We start from the raw sequence: 26,755 nt of genomic DNA on the forward strand, positions 1-26,755 counted from the left end.
AGGGCGGGCGTTTTCCATCGGTTTCCGCTTATTTTTTCATTGATCGCGCCAAGTCGTTGCGCTGCAGGCTAAATCTTTCCGCGCACGCCATCGACGATCAGGATCCAAGGGGTGATGCGCCGTATTCTCCCCCCATATGGACGTACGATCATCGCCAGTGCCTGCTCGGGTCGACGGACATCGTAGATTCCGGTGATACGGCGCTCTCCCAACTGCGCATCGGCTAGAACAATGCGACCGCGGAACCAGGGGCGGATCTCGTCGACGACGTCGGCAATCGTTCGGTTTGCGGCCAGCGCCTCGCCCTTGGTCCAGCCGCCCACGATCTCGGCATCAGCCTTGCCGCTTTGCTCCCGTCCTTTCGCGTCGATCCGGATCCATTCACCGGCCAACAGGTCTGTCGACGGATGATCTGCCGGTGCCGCGACACCGACCCGAACATGCCCGCGCGCCACGGCGACGCTGGTCGACTCCTCCAATCGTCGCACGTCGAACCGGGTGCCCAACACCGTGGTCGTTACGCCGTCCGCCTCTACGACAAAGGGATGGGACGGATCGCGCCGGACATCGAACAGTGCCTGACCGGCCAGCAGGCGAACCGTTCGCCTTCCCCCGCTGGTCTCGAACGCCAGCGCGCTTTGCGGCCCGAGAGCGACCGAAGAGCCGTCGCCCAGCCGGAAATGCGCGATTTCCGCCGTGCCCGTGACATGATCGGCGCGGAGATGAAGGCTTATCGTCGGCCAGAGGAACGCCCAAGCCCCGGCAGCGGCAATCGCTCCATAGACCAGCTTCCGCCTATGCCGTCGTGACGGTTGCGCGCGGTGCCTCCGTCGTTGCTCCGGCACGGTAAGGGCGGGCGTCCGCCACGCTTCCGGCGCCCGACGAAAGACCTTCATCGTGTTGTTCACACTCGCCCAAGCCTTACCGTGCCGGGGGTCGGCATCAATCCAGCGGTCGAACTCGGCGCGCAGGCTGTCGTCTTCGGGGCTCTCGCGAAGCGCGACATACCAATCCGCCGCGTCTTTCCGTGCCGCATCTCGGTCCGGCATCGTCATTCCGCCAGCGACCTATGCGCATCGCAGCGCGCTATGGCATCGGTCACCAGCACATGCACCCGCGACGTCGACAGGCCGAGCTTCAGGGCGATTTCGCGCAACGTCATCTCTTCGAAATAATACATTTTGAAAGCGGCGATCTGACGCTCCGGCAAGCCATCGATGACGTTCATGACCGATCGCAGTTCGTCGCGCGCGATCATGTCGACCTCTACGGACGGCGTCTCATCCGGGATCCTGTCCATCACGTTTGCGATATCGGTCTGACCAGTCGCACCTTCATATTGACGTCGGCGAAACTGCGCGAAGACAAGATTGCGGACGATACGACGAAGATAAGCCAAAGGCTGCCGAACCGGCGGGTCCATCGGGCGATTGTCGAACAACAACCAAGCATCTTGCACGATGTCTTCCGCTACTGCCGGATCGCCCGATAATTTCTTTGCGTAGGACAGTAGCGCAGGACGATGCGCCTCGTACAGGCTTTCTGCGGACGGCTCAAACGTCACGATAAAGTTACCGAAAAGCCTCCCTGCTCCTTTCGCATACGATATTGCCGTGGCCGGGCATTATCAACTGTTTTGGGCCATGGTCTGTCACGCAGGAGGCCATGCCTGTTCGTGGGTGGGGAGCAATGTCGGTCGGCCCGCGCCGCCACCTGTCGATCTTCACCGGCGTTCGATCGCGGGGGCTCTGGATATGTCAGGGACAATGGCCATCGGCGCCGGCGTGGATAGGAAATAAGCCTGTCCTGTCAAAGGCGAGAAGCCGAATTTCAGATAATTTTTCTTCGAAGATAGAATTTAGAGGAAAATCCCTCTCGATTTGCATCCATAGTCGGACAGGGGTGCAAATTGTCCGCCTGTGGAAAAAGCGATCTAAAAGTATCTATAGGATTCGAGGATTCACATTTCCTTTAGGTTTCTAAGGTACAGTGGAGGCGGAGACTCTTGTCGGGTCGCCGTGGGGGATAATGTCGGTGAATAAAACGCTGTCCGTGGTTGTTTCCGCGGTATTTCAGGTCGTCCTTGCCATCTGTGCGTTCTTCGCATGGTTGCCAGGCGCTGCATATGCAGCTTCAGCGGGCTGTAACGGTATCAATGGCGGGCTGCCGGACGACCGGCAAGGGTTAACGCCGCCCATGACCATGTCGGGCGTGTACACGTCGCGCGGCAACTTCGACTTCGATCGAAACGTCGTCGGCTGGTTTAGTCCCTTCCAGCCGGGGGATGTCATCAGCTGGAGTTTCACGACCAGCGGCACGTCGCCTTATGTCCATATCCAGCTGGCGAACGAGCTGAACACGCCATATCCATCCTCGGCCCTCAATCGGACCGGATCGGGGTCGGGATCCTTCACCGTCCAGACGGCGACGGATTACGTCAACATCTCGGCGATGCCGCTACAGCTCGACGCCAATGGCGACGTCATTAATAGTTCCGACAACCCGGCCATGTACAACCGGACGGCGACGATTACAGTGTCCTGCACCCCTGCCGGTTCGGCGACGCCCACGGTGACCTCGCTTTCGCCGACGACCGGGTCCGTCCTCGGTGGTACCACGGTCACCCTGACCGGCACCAATTTGACCGGCATCACGAACGTCAGCTTCGGCGGTACCGCCGCTACCGACATCACGGGCAATACCGCCACGTCGGTCACGGTCCGCACGCCGGCCCACGCTGCGGGCGCAGTAAACGTCGTCGCGACGGCGTCCGCCGGTTCCACGACGGTGACCAACGGGTTCACCTACGCGAAGGCGGCGCAGACGATCACCTTCGCCGATCCCGGCGCGCAGAATTTCGGAGCCGCCCCGACATTGACGGCGTCGGCCAGTTCCGGCCTCGCGCTCGCGTTCACCTCTGCGACGACGGGCGTCTGTACCATATCCAGTGCTGGGGTGCTGACGTTCGTCACGGTCGGAACCTGTACGATCAACGCCGACCAGGCGGGTGACGCGACCTATCAGGCCGCTACTACCGTATCGCGCAGTTTCGCGGTGAATGCGGTTGCACCGGGCGCGCCGACGATCGGCACCGCTACTGCCGGCGACGGGCAGGCGACGTTGACGTTCACCGCGCCCACGAGCACGGGTGGTGCCACGATCACCGGCTATGAGGTGACGATCAGTCCGGGCAATACGGTGGTGACCGGTGCGTCCAGCCCGATCACCATTCCCAACCTGACCAACGGCACCGCCTACAGCTTCACAGTCAAGGCTATCAACAGCGCGGGGAGCGGCCCGGCCTCGGCTGCGTCCAACACGGTGACGCCGGTCGGGCCGTTGGCACCGCCGACGGTCGGTGCGGTGACCGCGACAGTCAATGCCAACAGCAGCGGCAACGCGATCACGCTCGTCCTGTCGGGTGGCGCGGCGACATCGGTCGCCGTCGCGTCGGCCCCGAGGAACGGCACCGCCACGGCTTCGGGCACCAGCATCACCTATACGCCGATGACGAACTATCGAGGCAGCGACAGCTTCACCTACACCGCCACCAACGCCAGCGGCACGAGTGCGCCAGCAACGGTCACGATCGATGTTGCCGGTCAGCCGGCGGTGATCACGTCGCATCCGCAGGACGTCCGGACGACGGTCGGTGGATCGGCCACCTTCTCGGTCTCTGCGACGAATGCGGCGTCCTACTGGTGGCAGGCGCACCCTCCTCAGCAATCCACCTTCGGCAACATTGCCGCGAGCAGCCAATATCATACGGTCGCCAACGCGCCGACGCTGGCATTGAGCGGCGTTCCAGCGTTGTTCAACGGATATGTGTTCCGGTTGGCCGTTACTGGCACCGATGGTCAGACCGTCTATTCGAATAGCGCGACGTTGCAGGTCTCCGCCGCTCCGGTGGTGACGTCGGTAACGCCCGCCGCAGGTCCGACATCGGGCGGCACTGCGATCACTATCACCGGCCAGTATTTTACCGGAGCCACGGCGGTTACGATCGGCGGGAACCCGGTAACCTCGTTCAGCGTGGTATCCGCGACCAGCATTACCGCGGTCGTGCCGGCGGGCAATGTTGGGCCAGCGGATGTCGTCGTGATCAACCCGGACGGCACCGGTACGAAGACGGGTGCCTTTACCTACCAGGCACCGGCGGTCGTGATGTCGCCGGCGGCGGGCGCTCTGCCCGGGGCGGTCGTCGGCACGGCGTTCAGCCAGACGGTCAGCGCAAGTGGCGGAACCGCGCCCTTCACATACGCCGTAACGACCGGGACACTGCCGGCCGGACTGTCGCTGGATCCAGCCACCGGTGCTATCGTCGGTACGCCGACCGTGGCAGGTTCCTATTCGTTCACTGTCACGGCCACTGATGCCGCCAATCAGACCGCATCTGCTGCCTATACGCTCGCCGTTGCCGTCCAGGCGCCGGTGGCAGGGGCAGTCTCGACGACCGTCGCCGCCAACAGCACGGCCCATGCCGTGACGCTCGCTTTGTCGGGTGGCACTGCGACCTCGGTCGCGATCGTCACCGCGCCGGCGCACGGCACCGCCACCGCTTCGGGCACCGGCATCGTCTACACGCCGACAGCCGGATACTCAGGCAGCGACAGCTTCACCTACACCGCGACCAACGCGTCGGGCACCAGCGCGCCTGCGACCGTCACCATTACCGTGAACGCACCGACGCTGGTCGTCGCCCCGGCCTCGGGTCCGCTTCCGGCTGCTACCGTCGGTACCGCCTATGGCGCGACGCTGACCAGCACCGGCGGCACCGCGCCGTACGGCTACAGCGCCACGGGTCTGCCCGCCGGCATCACGCTGGCGGCAGACGGTACGCTCTCGGGCACGCCGACCACTGCCGGCAACTATACCGTCACCATCGCGGTCACCGACGCTAACGGTGCCATCGGCACCGCGACCTATACGCTGGAGGTTAGCGTCCAGACACCGGTGGCCGGCGCGGTCAGCACGACCGTTGCTGCCAACAGCACCGCAAATGCGGTGACGCTCGCCCTGTCGGGTGGGACTGCGACCTCGGTCGCCGTCGTCACTGCGCCGACACACGGCACCGCCACCGTGTCGGGCACCGGCATCAGCTATACGCCGAGCGCGGGTTATTCGGGCAGCGACAGCTTCACCTACACCGCGACCAATGCGTCTGGCACCAGTGCGCCAGCTACCGTGACCGTCACAGTAACCGCACCGACGCTGGTCGTCGCCCCGGCCTCGGGTCCGCTGCCTGCGGCCACCGTCGGGACCGCGTACACCGCGACGCTGACCAGCTCGGGCGGCACCGCGCCGTACGGCTACACCGCCACGGGTCTGCCCGCCGGCGTCACGCTGGCGTCGAACGGCACCCTGTCGGGCACGCCGACCACCGCCGGCAGCTACACCGTCACCGTTGCGGTCACCGACGTCAGCGGTGCCACCGGCACCGCGACCTACACGCTCACCGTCGCCGTCCAGGCACCGGTGGCCGGCGCGGTCAGCACGACCGTCGTCGCCAACAGCACCGCCAATGCGGTGACGCTCGCCCTGTCGGGCGGGGCTGCGACCTCGGTCGCGGTCGCCACGACGCCGGCACACGGCACCGCCACCGTCTCGGGGACCGACATCAGCTACACGCCGAGCGCGGGTTATTCGGGAAGCGACAGCTTCACCTACACCGCAACCAATGCGTCGGGCACCAGCGCTCCTGCGACCGTCACTGTGACGGTGACCGCACCGACGCTGGTCGTCGCCCCGGCCTCGGGTCCGCTTCCGGCTGCTACCGTCGGTACCGCCTATGGCGCGACGCTGACCAGCACCGGCGGCACCGCGCCGTACGGCTACAGCGCCACGGGTCTGCCCGCCGGCATCACGCTGGCGGCAGACGGTACGCTCTCGGGCACGCCGACCACTGCCGGCAGCTACACCGTCACCGTTGCGGTCACCGACGCTAACGGTGCCATCGGCACCGCGACCTATACGCTGGAGGTTAGCGTCCAGGCACCGGTGGCCGGCGCGGTCAGCACGACCGTTGCTGCCAACAGCACCGCCAATGCGGTGACGCTCGCCCTGTCGGGCGGGGCTGCGACCTCGGTCGCCGTCGTCACTGCGCCGACACACGGCACCGCCACCGTGTCGGGCACCGGCATCAGCTATACGCCGAGCGCGGGTTATTCGGGCAGCGACAGCTTCACCTACACCGCGACCAATGCGTCTGGCACCAGTGCGCCAGCTACCGTGACCGTCACAGTAACCGCACCGACGCTGGTCGTCGCCCCGGCCTCGGGTCCGCTGCCTGCGGCCACCGTCGGGACCGCGTACACCGCGACGCTGACCAGCTCGGGCGGCACCGCGCCGTACGGCTACACCGCCACGGGTCTGCCCGCCGGCGTCACGCTGGCGTCGAACGGCACCCTGTCGGGCACGCCGACCACCGCCGGCAGCTACACCGTCACCGTTGCGGTCACCGACGTCAGCGGTGCCACCGGCACCGCGACCTACACGCTCACCGTCGCCGTCCAGGCACCGGTGGCCGGCGCGGTCAGCACGACCGTCGTCGCCAACAGCACCGCCAATGCGGTGACGCTCGCCCTGTCGGGTGGGACTGCGACCTCGGTCGCGGTCGCCACCGCGCCGGCACACGGCACCGCCACGGCCTCGGGCACCGGCATCAGCTATACGCCGAGCGCGGGTTATTCGGGTAGCGACAGCTTTACCTACACCGCAACCAATGCGTCGGGCACCAGCGCTCCTGCGACCGTCACTGTGACGGTGACCGCACCGACGCTGGTCGTCTCGCCGGCCTCGGGTCCGCTGCCCTCGGCGACCGTGGGCACTGCCTATAGTACGACGCTGGCCAGCACCGGCGGCACCGCGCCGTACGGCTACAGCGCCACGGACCTGCCTGCCGCCATCACGCTGGCGGCAGATGGTACGCTCTCGGGCACGCCGACCACTGCCGGCAACTATACCGTCACCATAGCGGTCACCGATGCCAATGGCGCTACCGGCACCGCCACCTACACGCTCGCCGTTAACCCGCCGCCGCCTCCGGTCGCCGCCGATCCGGTGACCACCTCGGTCGCGGCCAATACGCAGACCGAGGCCGGCAAAAGCGTCAGCCTCAACCTGTCGAGCCTGGTCACCGGTCAGTTCGATGATATTCGCATCGTCACCCAGCCCGCGCATGGCACGGTCACGATCTCGCGGACGCTTGCGATGCGTGGCATCGGCGGATCGCCGCTTATGGCAATGGCGATCGCCATGTCGTCGGTGTCCGTACCGGGCCAGATCATCGCGGTCTATACCCCGGAAGCGGGATACCAAGGGACCGACACGTTCCAGTATGTTGCAGTCGGACCGGGCGGTACCTCGGCACCGGCAACCGCCACGATCCAGGTGGTCGGTACGGCGCCGACCGCAAAGGCGATCACCGCATCCGCGACCGATGGCCAGCCCATCTCGGTGGATCTCACCGCAGCCGCTTCGGGGGGGGGCGTTCACGGCCGCCACGGTCACCAGCGTATCGCCTGCCGATCAGGCAACCGCCACCATCGTCGCCGGCGGCACCGCCGAGGCGCGGACGTTCCTCCTGAAAGTGACGCCCAAGGCGCGCTTCAACGGGATGATCGAGGTCGGGTACACGATCGCCAACGTGTTCGGCACGTCGGCGCCGGCCATGGTGACGATCAACGTCACGGCACGCCCGGACCCATCGCAGGATGCCAAGGTAGGCGCGATGAGCGATGCGCAGGCCGAGGCGGCACGCCGCTTCTCGCGGGCACAGGTCGCCAACTTCATGAGCCACGCCGAAGCATTGCACGGGGCCGAATGCGGCCGTTCGACCAATGGCCTCCGCCTGGGGTCGACGGACATGCCGAGCACCTCGCACATGCCGGGGCAGCCGATCGAGCGGAGCTTGTCCGAACGCGACCGGCGTCGCGCAAGTGCCGGGGAAACGTCGGAGCAGGACGAACGTCGCAATGAAGGTCGGGAGGTCGCGGCCGCTGGATGCAGTGGACGGGTAGGCGTGTGGTCTGGCGGTACCATCGACATCGGCACGCGCGACGCGACGACCGGTCGGTCGAAAGTCAGTGCAACGACCTCGGGCATCAGTGCCGGTGTCGATCTCCACGTCGCGAAGGGGCTTACCCTCGGCATCGGCGGAGGGCTTGGCCATGACCGCAGCACCATCGCCGGGGGTGCCGGCAAGGTGAACAGCGACAGTCAGGTGGTGGCCATCTACGGCAGCGCGACGCCGATGCAGGGATGGTTCGTTGACGGCATGCTCGCACATGGTTGGCTGGATTATTCGCTGCGACGGCTCGATGAGGGTGCGGGAGCGTTGGCCACTGCGGACCGGTCGGGCAGCTTCAGCACCGGTGCGTTGTCGTCCGGGATCGATCGTTCCACCGGTGCGCTGCGCTGGTCGGTCTATGGCCGGGCCGAGTATCTGAACGGACGCCTGAACCGCTATATCGAAGAGGGCGCCGGCATCTACAATCTGCGTTTCGACGATCGCGACCTGCGATCGGTAACCGGTGCGCTCGGTGTGCGCCTCGCGTGGCAGCGACCGCTACCGTTCGGGGTGCTGACCGGGCGGCTGCGGACCGAATGGCTGCACGAGTTCACCAGTGGCACTCGCCAAGGGCTGGACTATGCCGATGTTGCCGGACCATCCTATTACAGCCTGCTCGCGTCCGGGTGGTCGCGTGAACAATTCATGGTCGCACCCGGCATTGGCCTGACGCTGTCGTCGGGTTGGGACGTTGGGCTGGATGTAGGTGTCCGGGCCGCCGATGGCGAACGGGCGGCAACCACCGGTGTGCAGGTTCGTAAGAAGTTCTGACGCTGAACGGGCGGTCGGCGGAATGCCGAACTTCGCTGTCCGCAGACTGCCCGTTCGTATAGGAATCGCCAACGTTCAGAACTCGGCGTCCATCGCCAGAAGATGACAGCATCGGCTGGCGCGATGGCCGATCACTCATACCCTTTAGGTCAAGGGCGCATTGCCTGGGGCTATCGCATCTTCGAGTAGCACAGGTACAAGCGCGAGTGTCTGTACGGATGTTCGCGACGTTGCGATGGCCCAAGGGACCGTGATGAGGGTCGCGGAGCGGGGCCAGATATGGACGGCGAAGCAGAAGTCCATGCTGGTACCGGCGGCGTGCGGACAGGTACGAAACAGATCGCTCCTAGCGGAGCGTGCGTGGACCGTCCGCCTTAAATCAGTGGGTCCTGACCCTGCGTCTACAGGACACCCTTTGATGCGATACTGTCACGATTTCCTTGCCGGGTCACGGCTGGAATGCAAGCGTGAAATTCCCGCAATGCTACCGGATTTGCTTCGCCCCTTATGTCGAACGATCATCACGACGTGAATCGCCGGGAACTGCCGCCGCTGCCTGCCCTGGCCAGTTTTCTCGCCGCGGTCGAAACCAGCAGCTTCTCCCGCGCGGCGCAACGTATGGCGCTGACGCAAAGCGCGATCAGCCGGCAGATCGCGCTGCTGGAGGATTGGCTGGGCGTGCCGTTGTTCGAGCGGCGGGGGCGGCGGGTGATGCCGACTCCGGCGGCGCTGGCCTATGCCGAGGCGGTGGGGCCGGCAGTCGAGAAATTGCGCAGCGCCACGCGGCGGTTGCTGACCCCGGCCGCCGATCGCGCGCTGACCATCGCGACCCTGCCGAGTTTCGGGATGCGCTGGCTGGCCCCGCGCCTGCCCGGGCTGACCGCGCGGCACCCCGAATTGCTGGTGAACTTTGCCGCACGATCCTATCCGTTCGATTTCGCCGAGGAGCGGTTCGATGCGGCAATCCATTTCGGCCTGCCCGACTGGCCGGGCGCGGATCATGCGCTGCTGTTCCATGAGGATGTCGTCGCCGTCTGTTCGCCCGACTGGCTGGCACGCCATCCGGTGGCGACGCCCGCCGACCTGCTGCGGCATAGCCTGTTATCGCTGGAAGCAAGGCCCGATGCGTGGACGAGGTGGTTCGCCGCCGCCGGCATGGACGATATGGCGACACCGGAAGGGCCGGTGTACGAACATTTCCTGATGCTCGCCCATGCCGCGGCGGCGGGAATGGGGTTGGCGCTGATCCCGTCTTTCCTGATCCGCCCCGAGCTGGCGTCGGGCGCGTTGGTCACGCCGCTCGATATCACCCTTGTCGCGTCGGAAGCCTATTATCTGGTCTGGCCTCGCCGGAGCAGCCACAGCCCGTTGTTCGACCGCTTCCGCCACTGGCTGCTGGATGAAGCCAAGCGAGAGGCGTGAGGGGGCAATGGAACCGGATGTCGCCCCGGATCAGGTCCGGGGCGACGATGCTGCGTTTCGGATCACCCTCCTACAGCGGCTTGCCGTCCATCTTCCACGTCAGCTGCGCCGCAAAGCTGCGGCCGATGCCGTCGAACCACGAAATGTCGTAATAGGGATAGGAGGCGTAGGTTCGGTCGTGGATCGGGGCTTGGTCGAACAGGTTCGTCACGGTTCCGGTCAGGCGAAGGCGTTCGTTCAGGTCGTAGCGGGCCGACAGGTTGAACAGATAGCTTTCCTTAATGAACGCATCCTGGTCGTAGTTGGGCAGCTTGCCCAAGCGCAGGCCGGTGAGCGTGGTCGAAAAACCGCCAAGACTCCATGTCAGGCTGGCGGTGCCCTTTTCGCGGGGGATATCGAAATTGCTGTCGAGCGCGAACTTGTTGATGATCGGATCGCCGGGATACTGCCGCACCGTGTGGTTGAAGACATAGGTATAGCCGCCCGACAGGGCGAATTCGCCGATTGCGGCGGTCGGCAGGCGGAAATTGGCGGCGATATCGATGCCGTCGGTGGTTTCCTCCGCGACGTTGATCGGGTTGACCGCCACCGCCTGTAGCTGTCCGGCCAGCGCGCCGCTGGTGTAGCGGATCACGCGGGCAAGCGCGTCGCGGCAGGTCGGCGACGACGCATCGGCACCGCCGCCGGCACGACAGCGCGATTCGTCGCGCAGTACTGAATCGATGCTGATGTCGCGCACCTGATCCTGCATCTTCACACGGAAATAATCGATCGACAGGTCGATCCGGCTGGACGGTTGCCACACGATGCCAGCGTTCAAAGAGGTGGAGGTTTCAGGCTGCAACTGCCGATTGCCGGTCTTGCGGGCGATGATCGTCTGGTCGGAATAGCTGCAGTCACCGATCGTCTCGTCCGGCTCCTCTACGCGGCACAGATAATAGTCAGTGGCCGAGGGGTGGGTGTTGCCCGGCCCGCGGAAGACATAGTTGAGGTCCGGCGCGCGGAAGCCGGTGCCGTAGGCGGCGCGGAACAGCAACCGCCTGGTTGGGCGTAGTTCGCTGCCGATATTGTAGGTAAAGCGCCCGAAATTATTGCCGGCGATGTGGAAGCCGTCATAACGGCCGGCGGTGCTCAGTTGCAGGAACGACAGCACCGGCACGCGGAATTCATAGCCGAGGCCCCAGCGGCGGCGCGACCCGCTGCCGTCCGAATCGACCAGCCCGACATAATAGTTGGTCAGGGTCAGCGGATCGGGGTTTAGGTCATAGCCCTGCTTGCCGGCCTCCGCGACGAAGGCGAAGCCGACCGGGCCGGCGGGCAGTTGGAACAGGTCGGTCGTGTTGAGCGATGCGGCCAGCGTGTCGGTCCACGACCGCGGCTTGTACAAAGCATCGACCGAGATCGAGCGATATTCCTCGGGCGTCAGCGGCGTGTAGAGACGGCGGACATCGGCGTTGAAGATCGCATAACCCGTGGCCGGATCAACCCCCTGCTGCGGTCCCAGGAACAGCGCGTTCGATTTGGAGATGACGATTTCGGGGAAGGTCACGCGCGAGGTATATTGCGCGTGGTTGAAGGATACTTCGTACGTCCACTTGTCGTTCCGGCCAAACTGGCCGCGAATACCGGGCGTGATGTTGAAGGTGATCGAGCGGTTGCGGGTCATGCCGTTGTCGAAACCGCCAATCTCCTCCGGCGTGAACTGGCGCGTCCAGTTGTCGAGTTGCAGGCCGCTGTCGGTATCGTCGGGCGACAGGTTGGGGTTGAAGAAGGTGCCTTCCTCATTCCCGTCGGGCGACACATAATACCAGCTCTTCATCCGGCGGAAGAGCTTCAGCTTCGACACGCTGAATTGTAGGTCGGCGAAGAGTTCGGTACCGCCGCCCAGGTCATAGCCCATCGCGCTATAGGCGGTGAGCGACTTGCGCTCCGAAATCATCGTACCATAGGCGACCGATTCGTTGCTGCCGCAGAATTGGCCATAACGGCGCCGGTTGGCGTAGTAGATGGTGCCCTGGTTCAGCGAGGACAGCGCAGCGCAGGTCGCCTGCCCCGGATCGATATAGTTCGCATCCTCGTCGGAGCGCAGGAAGGTGCGCTGGGCGAGCGGGGTCGCGGTGGTCGGGTTGTCGGCGGTCGAATCCTGCCGCTCGCGCTGATACTGCCATAGCGGGCGCTGGTTGAGCAGTTCGATGCCAGCGACGCCGTGGAAAGCCCCGGTTTCCCAACCGGTCGTCGCCATCAGCCGATATGCTTCGCCGCCGCCATGTTCGGTATCGCTGTAGCGCAGGTCGATGCGCGTGCCGTCGGGCTTGGTCTTCAGCTGGAAATTGACGACGCCGGCGATGGCGTCGGAGCCATAGATGGCCGACGCGCTGCCGCTCAGCACCTCGACCCGGTCGATCAGGCCGACGGGGATGTTGGAGATGTCGGTGAAGTTGCTGTTGCCCTGGAACGGCAGCGGGAAGTCGGCGATGCGGCGGCCATTGACCAGGACCAGGGTGTGGTTGGGGCCGAGCCCGCGCAGATCGACCTGCTGCGCGCCGGGGCTGAAGCTCGCGCCCGAGGCGCTTTGCTGGCCCTGCGTTTCGCCGCCATTCTGGGTCAGGCTGCGCAGCACGTCGGGGACGCTCAGGAAGCCGCCCTTCAATATGTCCTCGGACGTGACGACGGTGACCGGTGCCGGGCCTTCCTTTTGCACGCGCGGAATGCGCGATCCGAGAACCACGATCTCGTCCGATGCGTCCGCCGCCGGGGTGGTGCTCGGCAGGTCCTGCGCCATCGCGCTGCCCGCCATCGCCATCAGCCCGGTACCCGCCAGCCAGCGCGCTACTTCAGTCCCCCGCATTATAATGCTCCCCAAACATGCCCCGATACGTAATCATAATGCCATAGACTTTTGACATATTGAAACATAAAAACTTCAGGTTGAACACGCGTAGTGATATTTTGATGGGGAGCGTAACCTTGCGACACTATGGATTGGGCATCGCTTTGATTTGCGGGGCAATTGTATCGGCGGTTCCAGTCGCTCGGGGACAGCAACCGACAGAAACGGTCGCAGGCGCGCGCTTTTTCGTGACCGGCGATCCCGCCAGCCCCCGCCGTGCCGTACCGTCACAGGGCCTGATGCTGATGGGCGGTGGCGATTGGGACAAGCAGGCGTTCGCATGGTTCGCGAAGAAGGCCGGGTACGGCCACATCCTGATCCTGCGCGCGTCGGGCGATGGAGAAGGCGGACGCGAGATGTTCGCCGAAATGGCGGGCGTCCAGTCGGTATCGACGATCCTGTTCACCGACCGCGCCGCATCGACCGACCCGCGCGTGCTGGCGGCGATCGCCAGAGCCGACGGTATCTTTCTGGCCGGTGGCGATCAGGCGAACTATGTCCGCTTCTGGCAGGGGACGCCGGTCGCCAAGGCGCTCGACGCGCATGTCGCGGCGGGCAAGCCGATCGCGGGGACCAGTGCCGGCCTCGCCATACTGGGCGGCACCGCCTACGGCGCGACGGATGGCGGCAGCATCGATTCGTTCAAGGCGCTGTCCGACCCGCTGGGGGATGCGGTGACCCTGGTCCGCGATTTCCTGCACATGCCGCGCCTCGCCCATGTCGTGACCGACACGCATTTCAACCAGCGCGACCGGTTGGGGCGGTTGATCGCATTCGTTGCGAAGGCACGGGCGCTGGGTGACAAGACCGCGATCGGGCTGGGCATCGATGAAAAGGGCGCGCTGTGCGTCGATGCCGATGGGCGTGCGACCTATCGCGGCCCGGCGGATACCCATGCATGGCTGGTGCAGCCGCAAGGCGTGCCGGTACTGACGAAGGGCAAGCCGCTCGACTGGAACGGCATCCGCGTCACCGGCGTCGCACCGGGCAGTACGATCGATCTGAATACGCTGTCCGTGCCGAAGCCTGCGTTCGCCGGGACGGCAAGGGTCGTTGCGGGGAAGCTGATCGACGCGCCGCTGCCGCCCGGCGGCCATTGGTCGCTGGCGATCCATGGCGGGGCGGGGGTCATTCCGAAAGGATCGCTGACCCCCGAGCAGGAACGCGCCTATCGCCACGGACTGGACGCCGCGCTGACTGCAGGGTCGGCCGTGTTGGCGAAGGGTGGCTCCAGCCTCGACGCGGTCGAGGCGGCGGTGCGCGTGTTGGAGGATGACCCCAATTTCAATGCCGGGCGCGGCGCGGTGTTCGATGCGGAGGGCAAGAACCAGCTCGACGCGGCGATCATGGACGGCGCGACCTTGCGGGCGGGCGCGGTCGCCGGGGTCAGCGCCACCAAAAACCCCGTCTTACTGGCCCGCGCGGTCATGGAACATAGCCGCCACGTCCTGCTGACCGGTGCGGGTGCCGACCAGTTCGCGCGCGAGCAGGGGGTGGAGCAGGTCGATCCATCCTATTTCCGCACCGACAAGCGGTGGCGCGACTATCTGGAATGGAAGCGGGACGAGGCGCACGCCGCGCTCGACCCGACGCACCGCTTCGGCACGGTCGGGGCAGTGGCGCGCGACCAGCGCGGGCATCTCGCCGCCGCGACCTCGACCGGCGGGCTGACCGGAAAACGCTGGGGCCGGATCGGCGATTCGCCGATCATCGGCGCGGGGACCTATGCGATGGACAAGACTTGCGCGGTGTCGGCAACCGGCACCGGCGAATTTTTCATCCGGCAGGTCGCCGCCCGCCAGATCTGTGACCGGGTGCAGTGGAAGGGGCAGGACATCGCCGCCGCGGCCAGCGACACGATTGGCGAAGTGGGCGAGATCGGCGGCGATGGCGGGCTGATCGCAATGGACGGCAGCGGACGCATCGCCTTCGCGATGAACAGCGACGGTATGTATCGTGGTAGCGTGGCGGACGACCAACCGGCACGAACTGCCATCTATGCGGGAGAACCGGATGCCGGCCGATAGTCCGAATCCATCCAAGCGCGAACTGGACGCGCGATTGCTGGCGCTGTTGCGGCAGGATTCGCGGGTTCCCGTGTCCGAACTGGCGCATGCGTTGAACGTGTCGCGTGCCCATATCTATGCCAGCATCGCACGGATGGAGCAGGACGGGACGATCGACGGCTATACCGTGCGGCTGGGCGAGGCGCATGACCGGCGCATGGTGCGCGCGCATGTGATGATGACGACACTGCCCAAGCTGCTGGACGAGACGAACGAGGCGCTGGCGGCGATTCCGGAGCTGACGGGGGTCTATGCCATTGCCGGCGAATATGACCTGATCGCCATGGTCGAGGCTCCCAGCCTGGAACGGTTGAACGATGTGATCGACGCGATCGGGCGGATGGAGGGCATCGGACGGACGATGTCGGCGGTCGTGCTGGCGACGCGGTTGCGGCGGTAGCGGCGCCTACTCCGTCAATATCCGGTCGATCAATTCCACCGGATGCAGCGGGCGGCGGCCGGTCAGGCGCTTGGTCTGGCAGCGGCAGGAAAAGCCGGTGGCCAGCATCGCGTCGTCCTGCGTCACGTCCGCCCAGCTCAGCGCAAAGATGTCGCGCGACAGTTTCTGGTGCTGCGCTTCGTGCCCGAACAGCCCGGCCATGCCGCAACAGCCGGTCCGGGTCGGCGCGGCGGTGATGCCGAAGCCGGCCAGCGCCTCCGCCCATTGGGCCAGCGCCTGTGGCCGGAGTGCCTGTTCGGTGCAATGGCCGAGCAGGCGTTGCGGGGGAAGGGCGTGGGTAGCGGCTGGCGCGCGACCCTGCCGCACCGCCTCTGCCAGCACGGTTTCCAGCCCGGCGACGTCGACGCTGTCGCCGGTCATCTCGGCAAATTCTTGGCTGAACATCAGCGCGGTCGCGGCGTCCAGCCCGACCAGTCGGACGCCCATATCGGCAAGCGCCCGCGCTTCGTCGATGCGCCTCGCGGCGATGCGGGCGAAGCGGTCGCGCATCCCCAGCAGGTGCAGTATCTTGCCATTGTTGCGGGGCGGCAGGCGCAGCACGCTATAGCCGCACGCCGCCAGCACCCGCCCGGCGGCGGCGGCCAGCGGACCGTCGAAGCTGGCGGTGAAGCTGTCCTCGACCAGAACGACCACCCGTGTACGCTCCTCGGCAGGGGTGGCCTTGAGCTTCGACAGCGAGACGATCGGGGGCAGGCTACGCGGATCGGCGACGGCGAAGGCGGGCAGGTCGACATAGCCGAGCCGGCGTTCCAGCGCGGCCCGTGCGCGGTCGCTGCCCGCCATGCTGTTGGCGATCCCCGGCAACGCGCGAGCGGCGGCGAGCATCGCTTCCATCCGCGCGACGACATGGTGGCGGAGCGGGCGGCTGCGCTTCGCCCAATAGCGTTCGGCGAAGCGCGACTTCATCGTCGGCACATCCACCTTGACCGGGCAGAGCGTCGTGCAAGCCTTGCACGACAGGCAGGTGGCGAGCGAGGCTTGCGTGTCGGCGGCCAAGGCGTCGCGCTCGGCGGCCTCGGCCGGGGTCGGCTTCATAATCGAGTCGAGCCGTGCCCAGGCGCGGAGCAGTGACGCGCGGCCCTTGGGCGATTGCGCGCGGTCGCGTGTCGCCTTGTAGGACGGGCACATCACGTCGAGCGAGTCCCACGCGAAGCACGCGCCATTGCCGTTGCAGGCGACCGCGCGGTCGAACTGCTTGGAACGCACTGCTTCGATCCGGCGGTCGGCTTCGCCCCGCAGCGGTACGCCGTCGATCCGGTCGATCGGCTGCCCGGCAGGCGCGGCGAGCTTGCCGGGGTTGAGGCGGTTGTCGGGATCGAACGCGGCCTTCAGCGCCTGTAGTTCGGGATAGAGGTTGTCGAAGAACAGCGGCGAAAACTCGCCGCGATAGCCGCGACCATGTTCGCCCCACAGCAGCCCGCCATAGGATTTGGTCAGCCGCGCGACTTCGTCGGAGATGGGGCGGATCAGCGCCGCCTGTTCGGGGTCGCGCAGGTCGAGGAACGGGCGAACGTGCAGGCAGCCGACATCGGCATGGCCGAACATGCCATAGTTCAGGCCATGGCCGTCGAGCAGCGCGCGGAACTCGGCGACGAAATCGGCCAGCTTTTCGGGCGGGACGGCGGTGTCCTCGACAAAGGGAATGCCCTGTCGCGTGCCGCCCAGCCGGGCGAGCAGCCCGACCGATTTCTCGCGCAGGGTCCAGAGCTGGCCGATCGCAGCATCGTCGCGGACGATCCGCATGTCGCCCTGCGGGCCGATGGCGGTCAGCGCGGCGAGGCCGGCGTCGATAGTCGCATCGTCGTCGGCGGCGAATTCGACGAAGTTCATCGCCGCGACGGGGGCAGCGCTCGCCCCGCCCAGCAGCCCTTCAACGCTCGACCAGATGATGTCGCTGCGCGCGACGCCCAGCACCTTGTCGTCGAGGATCTCGATCGCGACCGGATCGGCGGCGATCAGTCGCTGCACGTCGCGCATCGCGGTGTCGAACGCGCCGTAGCGGATGACGGCGAGCGCGCGTTTCTTCGGTTTGTGCGCGACGCGAAGCGTGATCGCGCGGGTGATCGCCAGCGTGCCTTCGGACCCGGCAAGCAGAGGCCCGAGGAAGAAACGGTCGGCGGCGGCGTCCCACGCTTTTTGGAGGTTATAGCCGGTCAGGCCCCGGTTCATGTCGGGGAAAATCGCGGCGATATCGTCGGCGCGGGTCGTGACGATGCGCAGCGCCTCGCGGTGGATGTCGGCGACGATGCCGCTGCCGGCCGCGATCCGCTCCGCCTTCGCCCGCGTCATCGGTTCGGCGCGCCAAGGCGTCCCGTCGGACAAGGTCAGATCCAGCGCAACGATATAGTCCGACGTCTTGCCCCAACGGCGCGATCCCTTGCCCGACGCATCGGTCGCGACCATCCCCCCGATCGTCGCGCGGCTGGCGGTCGACACCATCGGCGGAAAGAAACGGCCATGGGGTTTGAGGAAAGCGTTGAGCTGATCCAGTACGACGCCCGGTTCGACCGTTACCGTGTTCACATCCGGATCGAACGTGCCGATGCCGCGCATATGGCGCGCGAAATCGACGATGATCCCGTCGTTGAGCGACTGGCCGTTGGTACCGGTATTGCCGCCGCGGGCCGTCAGCGACAGGCCGGTATCGCCGAGCGTCCGCACCAGCAGCGTGACGTCGTCGCCGGTGCGGGGATAGAGGATCGCGGTCGGGCGGACCTGATAGATGCTGTTGTCGGTCGATGCGACCTGCCGCGCGCCGATGCCGTCCTCGACATCGCCGGCGAACCCAGCCTGGTCGAGGCGGCGCAGCAGGTTCGCGACCGCCGTCATCAGGCCGCCGCGACCCCACGCAACGCTTCGCGCACCGCCTTCATCGACTGCGTTTCCGTTTCGGCATAGAGTGCCAGTTCGTCCTGCACCCTGTCGCCCAGCGCCGCCTCGAACGCGGCCTGCGCCGCCGACGCGGCATAGCTGCGCTGTTCGGTGCCGCCCAGATTGGACTGGAAGATGCCCGCCGCGCTGACCGGCAGGAAATCCTCGTACACGATCGGCAGGGCGCGGACATAGCCCGCGCGCAGCCACGCATCGATATCGCCCGTCGGCCGTATCCCGGTCGCGACCAGCCGCTGTCCGGCCTCGGTCAGCTCGTAGCGGAACCAGGCGAGACCCTGTTCGCGCAAAGACTCTACCGTGTCGGGAAAGGCGGTGAAGGCGGTGGCGAGGCGATCGGCATAGCTCGACCCCTGTGCCCCCTGTTCGCCGCGCGCGGTCGCCAGCAGCCGGTCGTACAGCGCGCGGCCCTTGGGCGTCAGCGCGGCGCCGCGCTGTTCGATCTCACCGAAACGCGCGGTGTGGTGGCCGGGCTGGTCGCCGGGGAAGGTTACGGCTTCCTCGATCGCCTTGAAACTGGTCTGGCGCAGCAGGATCGGGACGGCACGGGGCGGCGGCCCCTCGATCACCGCCTTCGCATCGATGCCGCGCGCCTGCATCGCGTGCTGCGCGGCATCGATGTCGAGCGTGCGCGGGGTCAGGTGGTTGATGTGTGGGCCGCGGAACGACACGACATCGGCGATCAGGCGGTGGGCGTCGTGCAGCCGGCGATAGGTCGCGGCATCGACCCGGGCATCGCCATGCCAGCGAAAGGTTTCGAGCAGCTCGTCCACGAAGCGTTCGGCGTCGGTGGCGTCCAGCCCGCCTTGCGCCTCGGCCCGCTCGATCAGGCGGATCGCTTCGTCGGTGAAGATCCGCCGGGTCGACAGGATCGCTTCCGCCTCGTTCCGAAGGTCCGCATCCTCGATCAGTTCGAGGCGCAGCAGCGAGGTGAAGACCCGGAACGGATTGGCGCCGAGCGCGGCGTCGTCGACCGGACGGAACGCGGTCGAATGGACCGGCACGCCCGCAACCGACAGGTCATAATAGCCGACCGGATGCATCCCCATCACCGCAAAGGCGCGGCGCATAATGTAGAGTTCGTCCGCCGTGCCCAGCCGGATCGCGCCATGCCGTTCGACGTCCAGCCGGTCGAGTTCGTCGGCCGATGCCATTTCCGCCGCCAGATCGGGGCGGTCGGCCAGCACCGCGGCATTCACCTCCGCCACGATCGACAGCAGGTCGCCGTAAAGTGGCACCTCGTTGCGGTACATTGCCGACATCGCTTCGGAAAAGCGGGTGCGGATGGCGTTCGGATCGGTGAAGCTGTGGGTCATGGCTATCTCGGTCAGATAAGGTCAGCGCGGGGCGAAGGTAATGGGGTCGCCGATTCCGACGCGCAGCGCCCCTGCCGCTGCCGGATCGATGACGATGCCGTCGTCGCGGGGGGCAAGGCGGGCGAAACAGGCGCGGAACGCCGCCAGCCGGCCGGCGGCGGTGATATGCGGCGCGGCATCGTCGCTGTCGGCCACCGCGCGGACGATGGCGGTGCGGGCATCGCGGACGGTGGCGATGTCGTCGGTCGCGGCGGTCACGGTCGGGCCGCCGTCGAACAGGTCGACATAGTGATCGTAGCGAAAGCCTTCTTTCTCCAGCAGCCGCAGCGCGGGGCGGCCGGAGGGATGCGGCACGCCCAGCACGGCGCGCGCGCAGTCGGGCAGCATCGCCAGCAGGACCGGCGTGGTCGGCAACAGGCCGGCGAGGACATGGGTGCCATGCTGCGCATTGAACGCATCCGCCGCCGCGAAACCCATGCCGAAGAAGCGCGCGGCGATCCCGTCCCAGAAGGGGGCTTCGCCGGCATCGTCGACCACCCCGCGCAGTTCGGCGATGGTCCGGTCGGCGAAGCGCGGGCGGTGCATCGCGATGAACAAATAACGGCTGCGCGCCAGCAGCGTGCCGGCGCCTCCCGAACGGGCATCGGCGCGCAGGAACAGCCCGCCTACCTCGCTGCACCCGGCATGGTCGGTGCAGATGGTGAGGGTGGTGTGATCGACCGCCCGGCCGAGCACCGCATGGTCCGCGCCATGCCGGTCGATGCGATAGCTGTAGAAGGGCGTGTCGGTGCCGATATGGGAGAAGATCTGGCAGGTACCGTGGATCGCTTCGCCCGCCACGTCCTCCAGCACGAACAGGAACCGGTCGATGCCGAACGTGTCGGTGTCGCGCGCAAAGGCGGCATCGGCGGCGGCCAGCCGGTCGCCGAGCTTCGCCTTGTCCGCCGGCAGGTTTACGAACCCGCCGCCGGTGGTTTGCGCCATCTCGTACAGCGCGGACAGGTCATGCCCGCCCGCCGCGCGCAGAAGGATCGTCACGCCGCGCCAGCCTCCAGCACGGGTTTCAGTGCGTCCCAATTGCCCGCCGCGCTGCCCGCCTCGAAGCTCGCCATCGGATAGGCGCAGTAATCGGCGGCATAATAGGCGCTGGGGCGATGGTTGCCCGAATCGCCGATGCCGCCGAACGGCTGCGCGCCCGCTGCGCCGGTGGTCGGGCGGTTGCGGTTGACCACGCCGGCACGTACCTCGAGGACGAACCGTTCCCACAGCACATCGTCGGCGGTGAGCAGCCCGGCGGACAGGCCGAAACGGGTGTCGTTGGCGGCGTCGATCGCCGCGTCGACATCGGCGACGCGGATGACCTGCAGGACCGGCGCGAATATCTCCTCGTCCGGCACGGTCACCCTGGTCACGTCGAGCAGGGCGGGCGTGACGAAGGCGGCGCTGCGCCCCGCAATCCCGCCGAACGGCACGATGGCGCGGGCACCGGCGGCCTCCAGCGCGGCGACCTGTGCACGGGCGGTCGCGGCGGCGGCGTCGGAGATCAGCGGGCCGATATAGGGCGTTTCGTCCCAGCGGCCGATGGGCAGGCGCGGGATCAGCGCGGCGACCGCCTCCACCACCGCATCGCCGAACGCGCCGTCGGGCAGGATCAGCCGGCGGGCGCAGGAACAACGCTGTCCGGTGGTGATATAGGCGGACTGGACGATCAGCGCCGCCGCCTCGGCCACGTCGCCGTCCCAGGCGATCAGCGGATTGTTGCCGCCCAGTTCCAGCGCGAGGATCACTTGCGGCCGGTCGGCAAAGGCGCGGCGGAAATGCGCGCCGGTGGTCGCCGATCCGGTGAACAACAGCCCGTCGATATCGGCCGCGACCAGCGCCGCCCCGGTCTCGCGCGCGCCCTGCACCACCTGCAACACGCCGTCGGGCAGGCCGGCTGCGGCCCAGGCATCGGCCATCGCCGCGCCGACCGCCGGGGTCAGTTCGGACGGCTTGAACACCACCGTGTTCCCCGCCAGCAGCGCGGGGACGATATGGCCGTTGGGCAGATGGCCGGGGAAGTTGTACGGCCCCAGCACCGCCATCACCCCGTGCGGGCGGTGGCGCAGCACCGATTCCCCGAACGGCATCGCGCTGCGCTTTTCACCGGCGCGTTCGGCCTGGGCGGCGATCGACAGTTCGACCTTGCCGACCATCGTGCCGACTTCCTGCGTGGTTTCCCACAGGGGCTTGCCCGTTTCGCGCGCAATCAGTTCGGCGAGTTCGGAAGAGCGGGCCTTGAGTACGCCGGCATAGCGTCGGGCGATGGCCACGCGTTCCGCGATGGAGGTGCGTCGCCAGTCGCGGAACGCGGCGCGGGCACGGGCAACCGCGGCATCGACATCGTCGACGGTCGCGGTCGCGCCGGTCCAGATCGTCTCGCCCGTCGCCGGGCAGGTCGAGGTCAGCACGCTCATGCCGCCTGCGCCATGTTCCCGCGCGCCGCGACGCAGGCCGCTTCCAGCCGGGTGACCGCCTCGGCGATCTCCTCCGCCGAAATCAGCAGCGAGGGCAGCAGCCGCACGCAATTCTCGCCACCGCCCGCGACCAATATGCCGTGATCGCGCGCGACCCCCATGAACTTGCGATTGTTCGGAATCATCTTCAGGCCGATCAACAGCCCCTTGCCCCGGACTTCGGCGATCACGTCGGGGAAGCGGGTGCGCAGCGCCTCCAGCCGTTCGAAGAAATCGGCGCTGGCGGCGCGGGCATGGGCCAGCGTCTCCTCGTTCGCGATGGTGTCGAAGGCGGCGATGCCGACCGCCATCGCCAGCGGATTGCCGCCAAAGGTCGTGCCATGGACGCCCGGCGTCATGCCCTTGGCGGCCTCGGTCGTGGCAAGGCAGGCGCCGACCGGAAAGCCCGATCCCAGCGCCTTGGCAAGCGCCATGATGTCGGGCGCCGCGCCGTCGAACCACTGGTGCGCGAACAGACGGCCGGTGCGGCCCATGCCGCTCTGCACCTCATCATGGATCAACAGCACGCCATGCTGGCGGGTCAACTCGCGCAGGCGCAGCAGCCATTCGCCCGACAGCGCACGCGCACCGCCTTCGCCCTGTACCGGTTCGACGATCACCGCCGCCGTGGTCGGGCTGGCGATCGCGGCCTCGATCGCCGCCTGATCGTCGATCGAGAGTTGGACGAAGCCGGGCAGGCGCGGACCGCAGCCCTCCATATAGCCAGCATTGCCCGACGCGTTGATCGCGGCATAGGTGCGGCCGTGGAACGATCCGGCGAAACCGACGATGTCGATCCGCTCCGGCTGTCCGTTCACATGGTGATAGCGGCGCGCGGTCTTGATCGCGCATTCGACCGCTTCGGTGCCGGTATTGGCGAAGAACACGCAGTCGGCGAACGACGCACGAACAAGCCGCTCAGCCAGCGCCTCCTGCCCCGGAATGCGGAAGATGTTGGAGACATGCCACAGCTTGCCCGCCTGTTCGGTCAGCGCCGCGACGAGTGCGGGATGGGCATGGCCCAGCGCGTCGGTCGCGATTCCCGCCACGCAGTCGATATAACGCCGCCCCTCGGTATCGATCAGCCACACGCCTTCGCCACGATCCACCGCGATCGGTGCGCGGTTGTACAGGTTCATCAGGGCTTGGGTCATGACGGCTCCTATCGCGAATTCGGACATGCACCGGCGGGCGCAGCCAGGGTGGCACCAGCTTTTGCGGAAGCGGGCCATGCGAAGGCCTTATTGGTCCCACGAACCTGCGCGAACAAACGCAATGACATCATCTGTTGATGCGTAATCGGAATGAAGGAACGCGCGTCAACGCCCCTTGATCGGCGTGACGGTCGACGGACATCCGTCGCGCTTGCAGGGGAGGCTGTCATCCCATGACAGCAGGCGGACGACCATGTCGCCCGGCTGGGTACGCGGGTCGGTGCCCAGCCCCGCGACCCGCGCGTCGAGCGGCGCGGTCAAGGTAGCGGTCGTCCGACCGAAGGGGTCGGTGACGATCGCCAGCACATCGCCTTTCCTGACATATTGGTTCAGCTTCACACGCAACTGTGCCCATCCCCCGCGCGGACTGTCGACATTGGTGACGACATTGCCGAGAAATGGTTCGGGATCGCGAAGGTCGAGCTTGCCGGGCAGCATCCCCCGGTCGATCATGACGTTGCGCACGCCGCGCAGGCCCCGCGCGATCATCGCATTGTCGAACACCTCCGCACCGCCCAGTTCATAGGTGACGGCCGGGATGGCATTGGCGTTCAGCATGTCCTCCACCGCGCCGTCGATGCCCGCATTCACATAGATGCTGTCGGGCCGCAGCATCATCGCGATCCGCTTGGCGGCCGGGGTCGCGACGAAGACATAGGCCGGGTAGGTGCCGCCGCGCGACTGGGTGTGCAGGTCGATGGCGAAATCGGTATTGCCGATGAAGATTCGCGACCACAGGCGTCCGGCATAACGCTGCGCCGCATTCCCCTCATCGCCATGCGCGTTCGGATCGCGCGGGATCAGCCGGTTGAGATTTTCGCCTGCGCCGTGGTGACCACCGGTAAAGGCGCGCGTCGAATTGCGCAGGCCCGGCGCGTTGAGACCCGGCACGGCAATCAGCGTTCCCTTCATGGCCATCGGGTCGAGGCCTTCGACCAACTGGTGGATTACGCCGATGCCGTTCAGTTCGTCGCCATGAATGCCTGCGGTCAGCAGGAAGCGAGGGCCGGGCTGCGCGCCTTTGACCACCACGATCGGCACATAATATCCCTGTCCGACGTCATTGTCGTCGACCCGCAGCCACAGCCGCGTCTTGCCGGCGGGCAGCGAGGCGACGTCCAATTTCTCTATCACCGGCGCCCCGTCGATGCGATCACCCGGCGCGCTCGGCATGGCGGCGGCAGGCAGGACGGCAAACAATGCTGCAGCCAGCGCGGGCCAAGCCAAGGCACGGAACGGGTGGGTCATGACAATTCTCCGGAACAACCAAACCCGACGTCGCATGTCGTTACGGAGGCGACCAAGCGATAATCCGTCATATCCTGATGCGCATCGCTCATCGGTTAGCGGATAGGAACTGTCCCTTCGACCACAGCCTCGTGTTTGTGGTGGATCTTCTAAGCTGTCGCTCTCAGAGTTGAGGGAGGCGCAATGGTCGCGGATAGCATCGATGGTTCGGGGCGAGGCGGTTGCTCCTGGCCGAACGGGGTCGATTAATCGATTGGTCCCCCGGATGCCGCTGGCGCGCCTGCCCGGCGATTACGCGCCTTCCACGACGATCCGCACCAAAATCCCCGGCGAGAACGCGGAACTGCGACGTTTTTACGTTCGGATCCCGGTCGGTGACGTTTCGGTCGACAACAACGAGATCGTCATCGCCGGGTCCACGACCGTGCTTGAAGCGGCAGCGATCAAGGGGGATATGATCAGTGCAACCGCCGTTCGCGGTTTTGACTGGAAGTGGTGCCGCTTACAGGAAGCGACGAAGCGCCAGAAAAACCAAGCAAAATCAACACTTAGCCGAGGGCGGCTGTCCGGTTGGTACAGCCGAATGTAACAGTCCTTCGGACTAAGCGACAGCCCTTTCGGCACTGTGAATGACATACCGCTTCGGTCTGCCATCCATCGCAAGGATGCGAGTGAACGTGGCGCTGACCTTACCGCCAGTTCGGTTTGTGTATTGGTCTAGGCCCCATGAAAAGACTTGCCGAAACTGCCTAAGTTTCTCACGCTTCATGCTAAATGGAATGACGTGGCCATGATCTTGGTCAAAGACGCTTCCATACCCTGAGTTAGCATTGAATGCGGAAACGCTGAACTCCTTGGTTATCTCATGATTATCCTCGACGTTTTGCTTTACGTATTCCTTGGTTGACTCGTCAAAGGTCGCTATGGGATTGATGTTTATGCCACCGGAGATCAACATCTCCTCAGCACCAGAGCCGATGACGCTGTGAGCTTGGCGGATAGGAGCTTCTGTTATAGCTACTAGCGCCTCGACATCACCTGTTCGCGCCCGATTAGCGAGAAGTCGGGCCAGAGCTTCGTCGTCGGCGGTATGGCCTAGGTTCTTATTGATTACTCGCCGGACCAGCGCGTCAAGAAAGCTGCCACTGGCCGCACCACCAGCCACAGAGCCAAATACATCAGCGGAATTATTGGTCAGCTTAACAAAGAAGTCAGCGATAACGCTGCCTTCCTCAGGGGCCTTGGCTCGAACGGCGTGCCTGCCGTCGAACTCACCCCGCTGCCTTATCTTGCCGGTATCGGCATAGTTGGCGACCAGCGATAGGGTCCAAGCGAACCCAGCAAGCGCCATGTACCCATCATAGCCTTCAAACTGATGATCGTCCGCAAGGTCGCCAGTCAGCTTCAGGCGATAAGGTACAATCGCAGGCATTGGCCCCCACTTATCTACTATCTTCCCCCGCACAGCCTCCGTGCTAAACCCCTGTTGGTCAAGGGGTAAGGCGCGGACATCTGAATGGGCGGGGACATCAGCATTGGGGCCGTCGGTGCCGCACTCATCGCTGGCGTCGTGTCGCTCCTCGGCCTCATCATCAGCAAGGAGCAGAAAACTTCCGAGTTTCGTCAAGCTTGGGTGGATGCGCTTAGGTCCGAGATCACGGCCTATCTGACAAGCTTCAATGCCATAGCGGATGCGGTGGGAGTTGCCTACAAGGATCAAGCTGAAAAGGTTAAGGCGCTCGCCCCGCTTTACTCGCAGCTAAACCAAGCAAGCTTCGCTATAACTTTGCGGGTCAACCCCGATGAGAGCCGGTCGAAGGCAGTGCTGGCTTGCATGAAGCGGTTTCAGCAGCTTACTGCTAACGACAGTAACATGGTACCCGCCAACATAAGGCCAATCTGACGTGACCCCGGTC

Annotated in this window: 17 protein-coding genes; 7 read left to right on the plus strand and 10 right to left on the minus strand. The window is 65.9% G+C overall.

Features of this window, described 5'->3' with window-relative positions; all coding sequences use genetic code 11:
• Positions 1 to 68 precede the first annotated feature (68 nt).
• On the minus strand, positions 69 to 1,055 hold the full coding sequence (locus ACZ1JS_RS17120) for a FecR family protein (protein ID WP_465167084.1): 987 nt from the start codon (positions 1,053 to 1,055) through the stop codon (positions 69 to 71).
• The gene (locus ACZ1JS_RS17125) at positions 1,052 to 1,564 is read right to left on the minus strand and encodes an RNA polymerase sigma factor (protein WP_465167085.1); all 513 of its coding nucleotides are present in this window, start codon (positions 1,562 to 1,564) and stop codon (positions 1,052 to 1,054) included. The genes ACZ1JS_RS17120 and ACZ1JS_RS17125 overlap by 4 nt, the downstream gene beginning before the upstream one ends.
• A gap of 632 nt (positions 1,565 to 2,196) precedes the next feature.
• Between ACZ1JS_RS17125 and ACZ1JS_RS17130 the strand changes: the two genes are divergently transcribed.
• The 3 genes from ACZ1JS_RS17130 (at position 2,197) to ACZ1JS_RS17140 (ending at position 10,261) form a co-directional block, all read left to right on the plus strand.
• On the plus strand, positions 2,197 to 7,977 hold the full coding sequence (locus ACZ1JS_RS17130; RefSeq protein WP_465167086.1) for a beta strand repeat-containing protein: 5,781 nt from the start codon (positions 2,197 to 2,199) through the stop codon (positions 7,975 to 7,977).
• A gap of 43 nt (positions 7,978 to 8,020) precedes the next feature.
• A complete protein-coding gene (locus ACZ1JS_RS17135) occupies positions 8,021 to 8,839 on the plus strand; it encodes an autotransporter outer membrane beta-barrel domain-containing protein (RefSeq protein WP_465167087.1) in 819 nt (272 codons plus the stop codon).
• Between the two features lie 528 nt (positions 8,840 to 9,367).
• Positions 9,368 to 10,261 (plus strand): LysR substrate-binding domain-containing protein, encoded by an 894-nt coding sequence (locus ACZ1JS_RS17140; protein ID WP_465167088.1) that lies wholly within the window; start codon positions 9,368 to 9,370, stop codon positions 10,259 to 10,261.
• Positions 10,262 to 10,331: 70 nt separating this feature from the next.
• Here the strand turns inward: ACZ1JS_RS17140 and ACZ1JS_RS17145 are convergent, their stop codons facing one another.
• Positions 10,332 to 13,109, minus strand: a complete 2,778-nt coding sequence (locus tag ACZ1JS_RS17145) for a TonB-dependent receptor plug domain-containing protein (RefSeq protein WP_465167089.1) — start codon at positions 13,107 to 13,109, stop codon at positions 10,332 to 10,334.
• Positions 13,110 to 13,339: 230 nt separating this feature from the next.
• Between ACZ1JS_RS17145 and ACZ1JS_RS17150 the strand changes: the two genes are divergently transcribed.
• Positions 13,340 to 15,178, plus strand: a complete 1,839-nt coding sequence (locus ACZ1JS_RS17150) for an isoaspartyl peptidase/L-asparaginase (RefSeq protein ID WP_465167090.1) — start codon at positions 13,340 to 13,342, stop codon at positions 15,176 to 15,178.
• Entirely contained in the window at positions 15,165 to 15,617 is a 453-nt protein-coding gene (locus ACZ1JS_RS17155) for an Lrp/AsnC family transcriptional regulator (RefSeq protein WP_465167091.1), read from the plus strand. The genes ACZ1JS_RS17150 and ACZ1JS_RS17155 overlap by 14 nt, the downstream gene beginning before the upstream one ends.
• 6 nt (positions 15,618 to 15,623) lie before the next feature.
• Here ACZ1JS_RS17155 and ACZ1JS_RS17160 read toward each other — a convergent pair whose 3' ends face one another.
• From ACZ1JS_RS17160 to ACZ1JS_RS17185, 6 genes are all read right to left on the minus strand, one after another.
• Positions 15,624 to 18,506, minus strand: coding sequence for an FAD-binding and (Fe-S)-binding domain-containing protein (locus ACZ1JS_RS17160; protein WP_465167092.1), 2,883 nt, complete (start codon positions 18,504 to 18,506; stop codon positions 15,624 to 15,626).
• A complete protein-coding gene (gene hglS, locus ACZ1JS_RS17165; RefSeq protein WP_465167093.1) occupies positions 18,506 to 19,882 on the minus strand; it encodes a 2-oxoadipate dioxygenase/decarboxylase HglS in 1,377 nt (458 codons plus the stop codon). Before hglS ends, ACZ1JS_RS17160 begins: the two co-directional genes overlap by 1 nt.
• Before the next feature lie 21 nt (positions 19,883 to 19,903).
• Complete coding sequence (locus ACZ1JS_RS17170) at positions 19,904 to 20,920, minus strand: arginine N-succinyltransferase (RefSeq protein ID WP_465167094.1); 1,017 nt, start codon at positions 20,918 to 20,920, stop codon at positions 19,904 to 19,906.
• Positions 20,917 to 22,338: a succinylglutamate-semialdehyde dehydrogenase gene (astD, locus tag ACZ1JS_RS17175; protein ID WP_465167095.1), complete on the minus strand. Its 1,422-nt coding sequence runs from the start codon at positions 22,336 to 22,338 to the stop codon at positions 20,917 to 20,919. The genes ACZ1JS_RS17170 and astD overlap by 4 nt, the downstream gene beginning before the upstream one ends.
• Positions 22,335 to 23,531: an acetylornithine transaminase gene (locus ACZ1JS_RS17180; RefSeq protein ID WP_465167096.1), complete on the minus strand. Its 1,197-nt coding sequence runs from the start codon at positions 23,529 to 23,531 to the stop codon at positions 22,335 to 22,337. The genes astD and ACZ1JS_RS17180 overlap by 4 nt, the downstream gene beginning before the upstream one ends.
• A gap of 165 nt (positions 23,532 to 23,696) precedes the next feature.
• Positions 23,697 to 24,839, minus strand: coding sequence for a succinylglutamate desuccinylase/aspartoacylase family protein (locus ACZ1JS_RS17185; protein ID WP_465167097.1), 1,143 nt, complete (start codon positions 24,837 to 24,839; stop codon positions 23,697 to 23,699).
• Between the two features lie 265 nt (positions 24,840 to 25,104).
• On the opposite strand from ACZ1JS_RS17185, the gene ACZ1JS_RS17190 reads away from it, so the two are divergent.
• Positions 25,105 to 25,428, plus strand: coding sequence for a hypothetical protein (locus ACZ1JS_RS17190; protein ID WP_465167098.1), 324 nt, complete (start codon positions 25,105 to 25,107; stop codon positions 25,426 to 25,428).
• 12 nt (positions 25,429 to 25,440) lie between these two features.
• On the opposite strand, the gene ACZ1JS_RS17195 is transcribed toward ACZ1JS_RS17190, so the two are convergent.
• Positions 25,441 to 26,271, minus strand: a complete 831-nt coding sequence (locus ACZ1JS_RS17195) for a DUF7946 domain-containing protein (RefSeq protein WP_465167099.1) — start codon at positions 26,269 to 26,271, stop codon at positions 25,441 to 25,443.
• Between the two features lie 84 nt (positions 26,272 to 26,355).
• Here ACZ1JS_RS17195 and ACZ1JS_RS17200 point away from each other — a divergent pair, with 84 nt between their 5' ends.
• Positions 26,356 to 26,742, plus strand: a complete 387-nt coding sequence (locus tag ACZ1JS_RS17200) for a hypothetical protein (RefSeq protein ID WP_465167100.1) — start codon at positions 26,356 to 26,358, stop codon at positions 26,740 to 26,742.
• The last annotated feature ends 13 nt before the right edge of the window (positions 26,743 to 26,755 follow it).

Source organism: Sphingomonas sp. BL-S-05, from assembly GCF_055521695.1.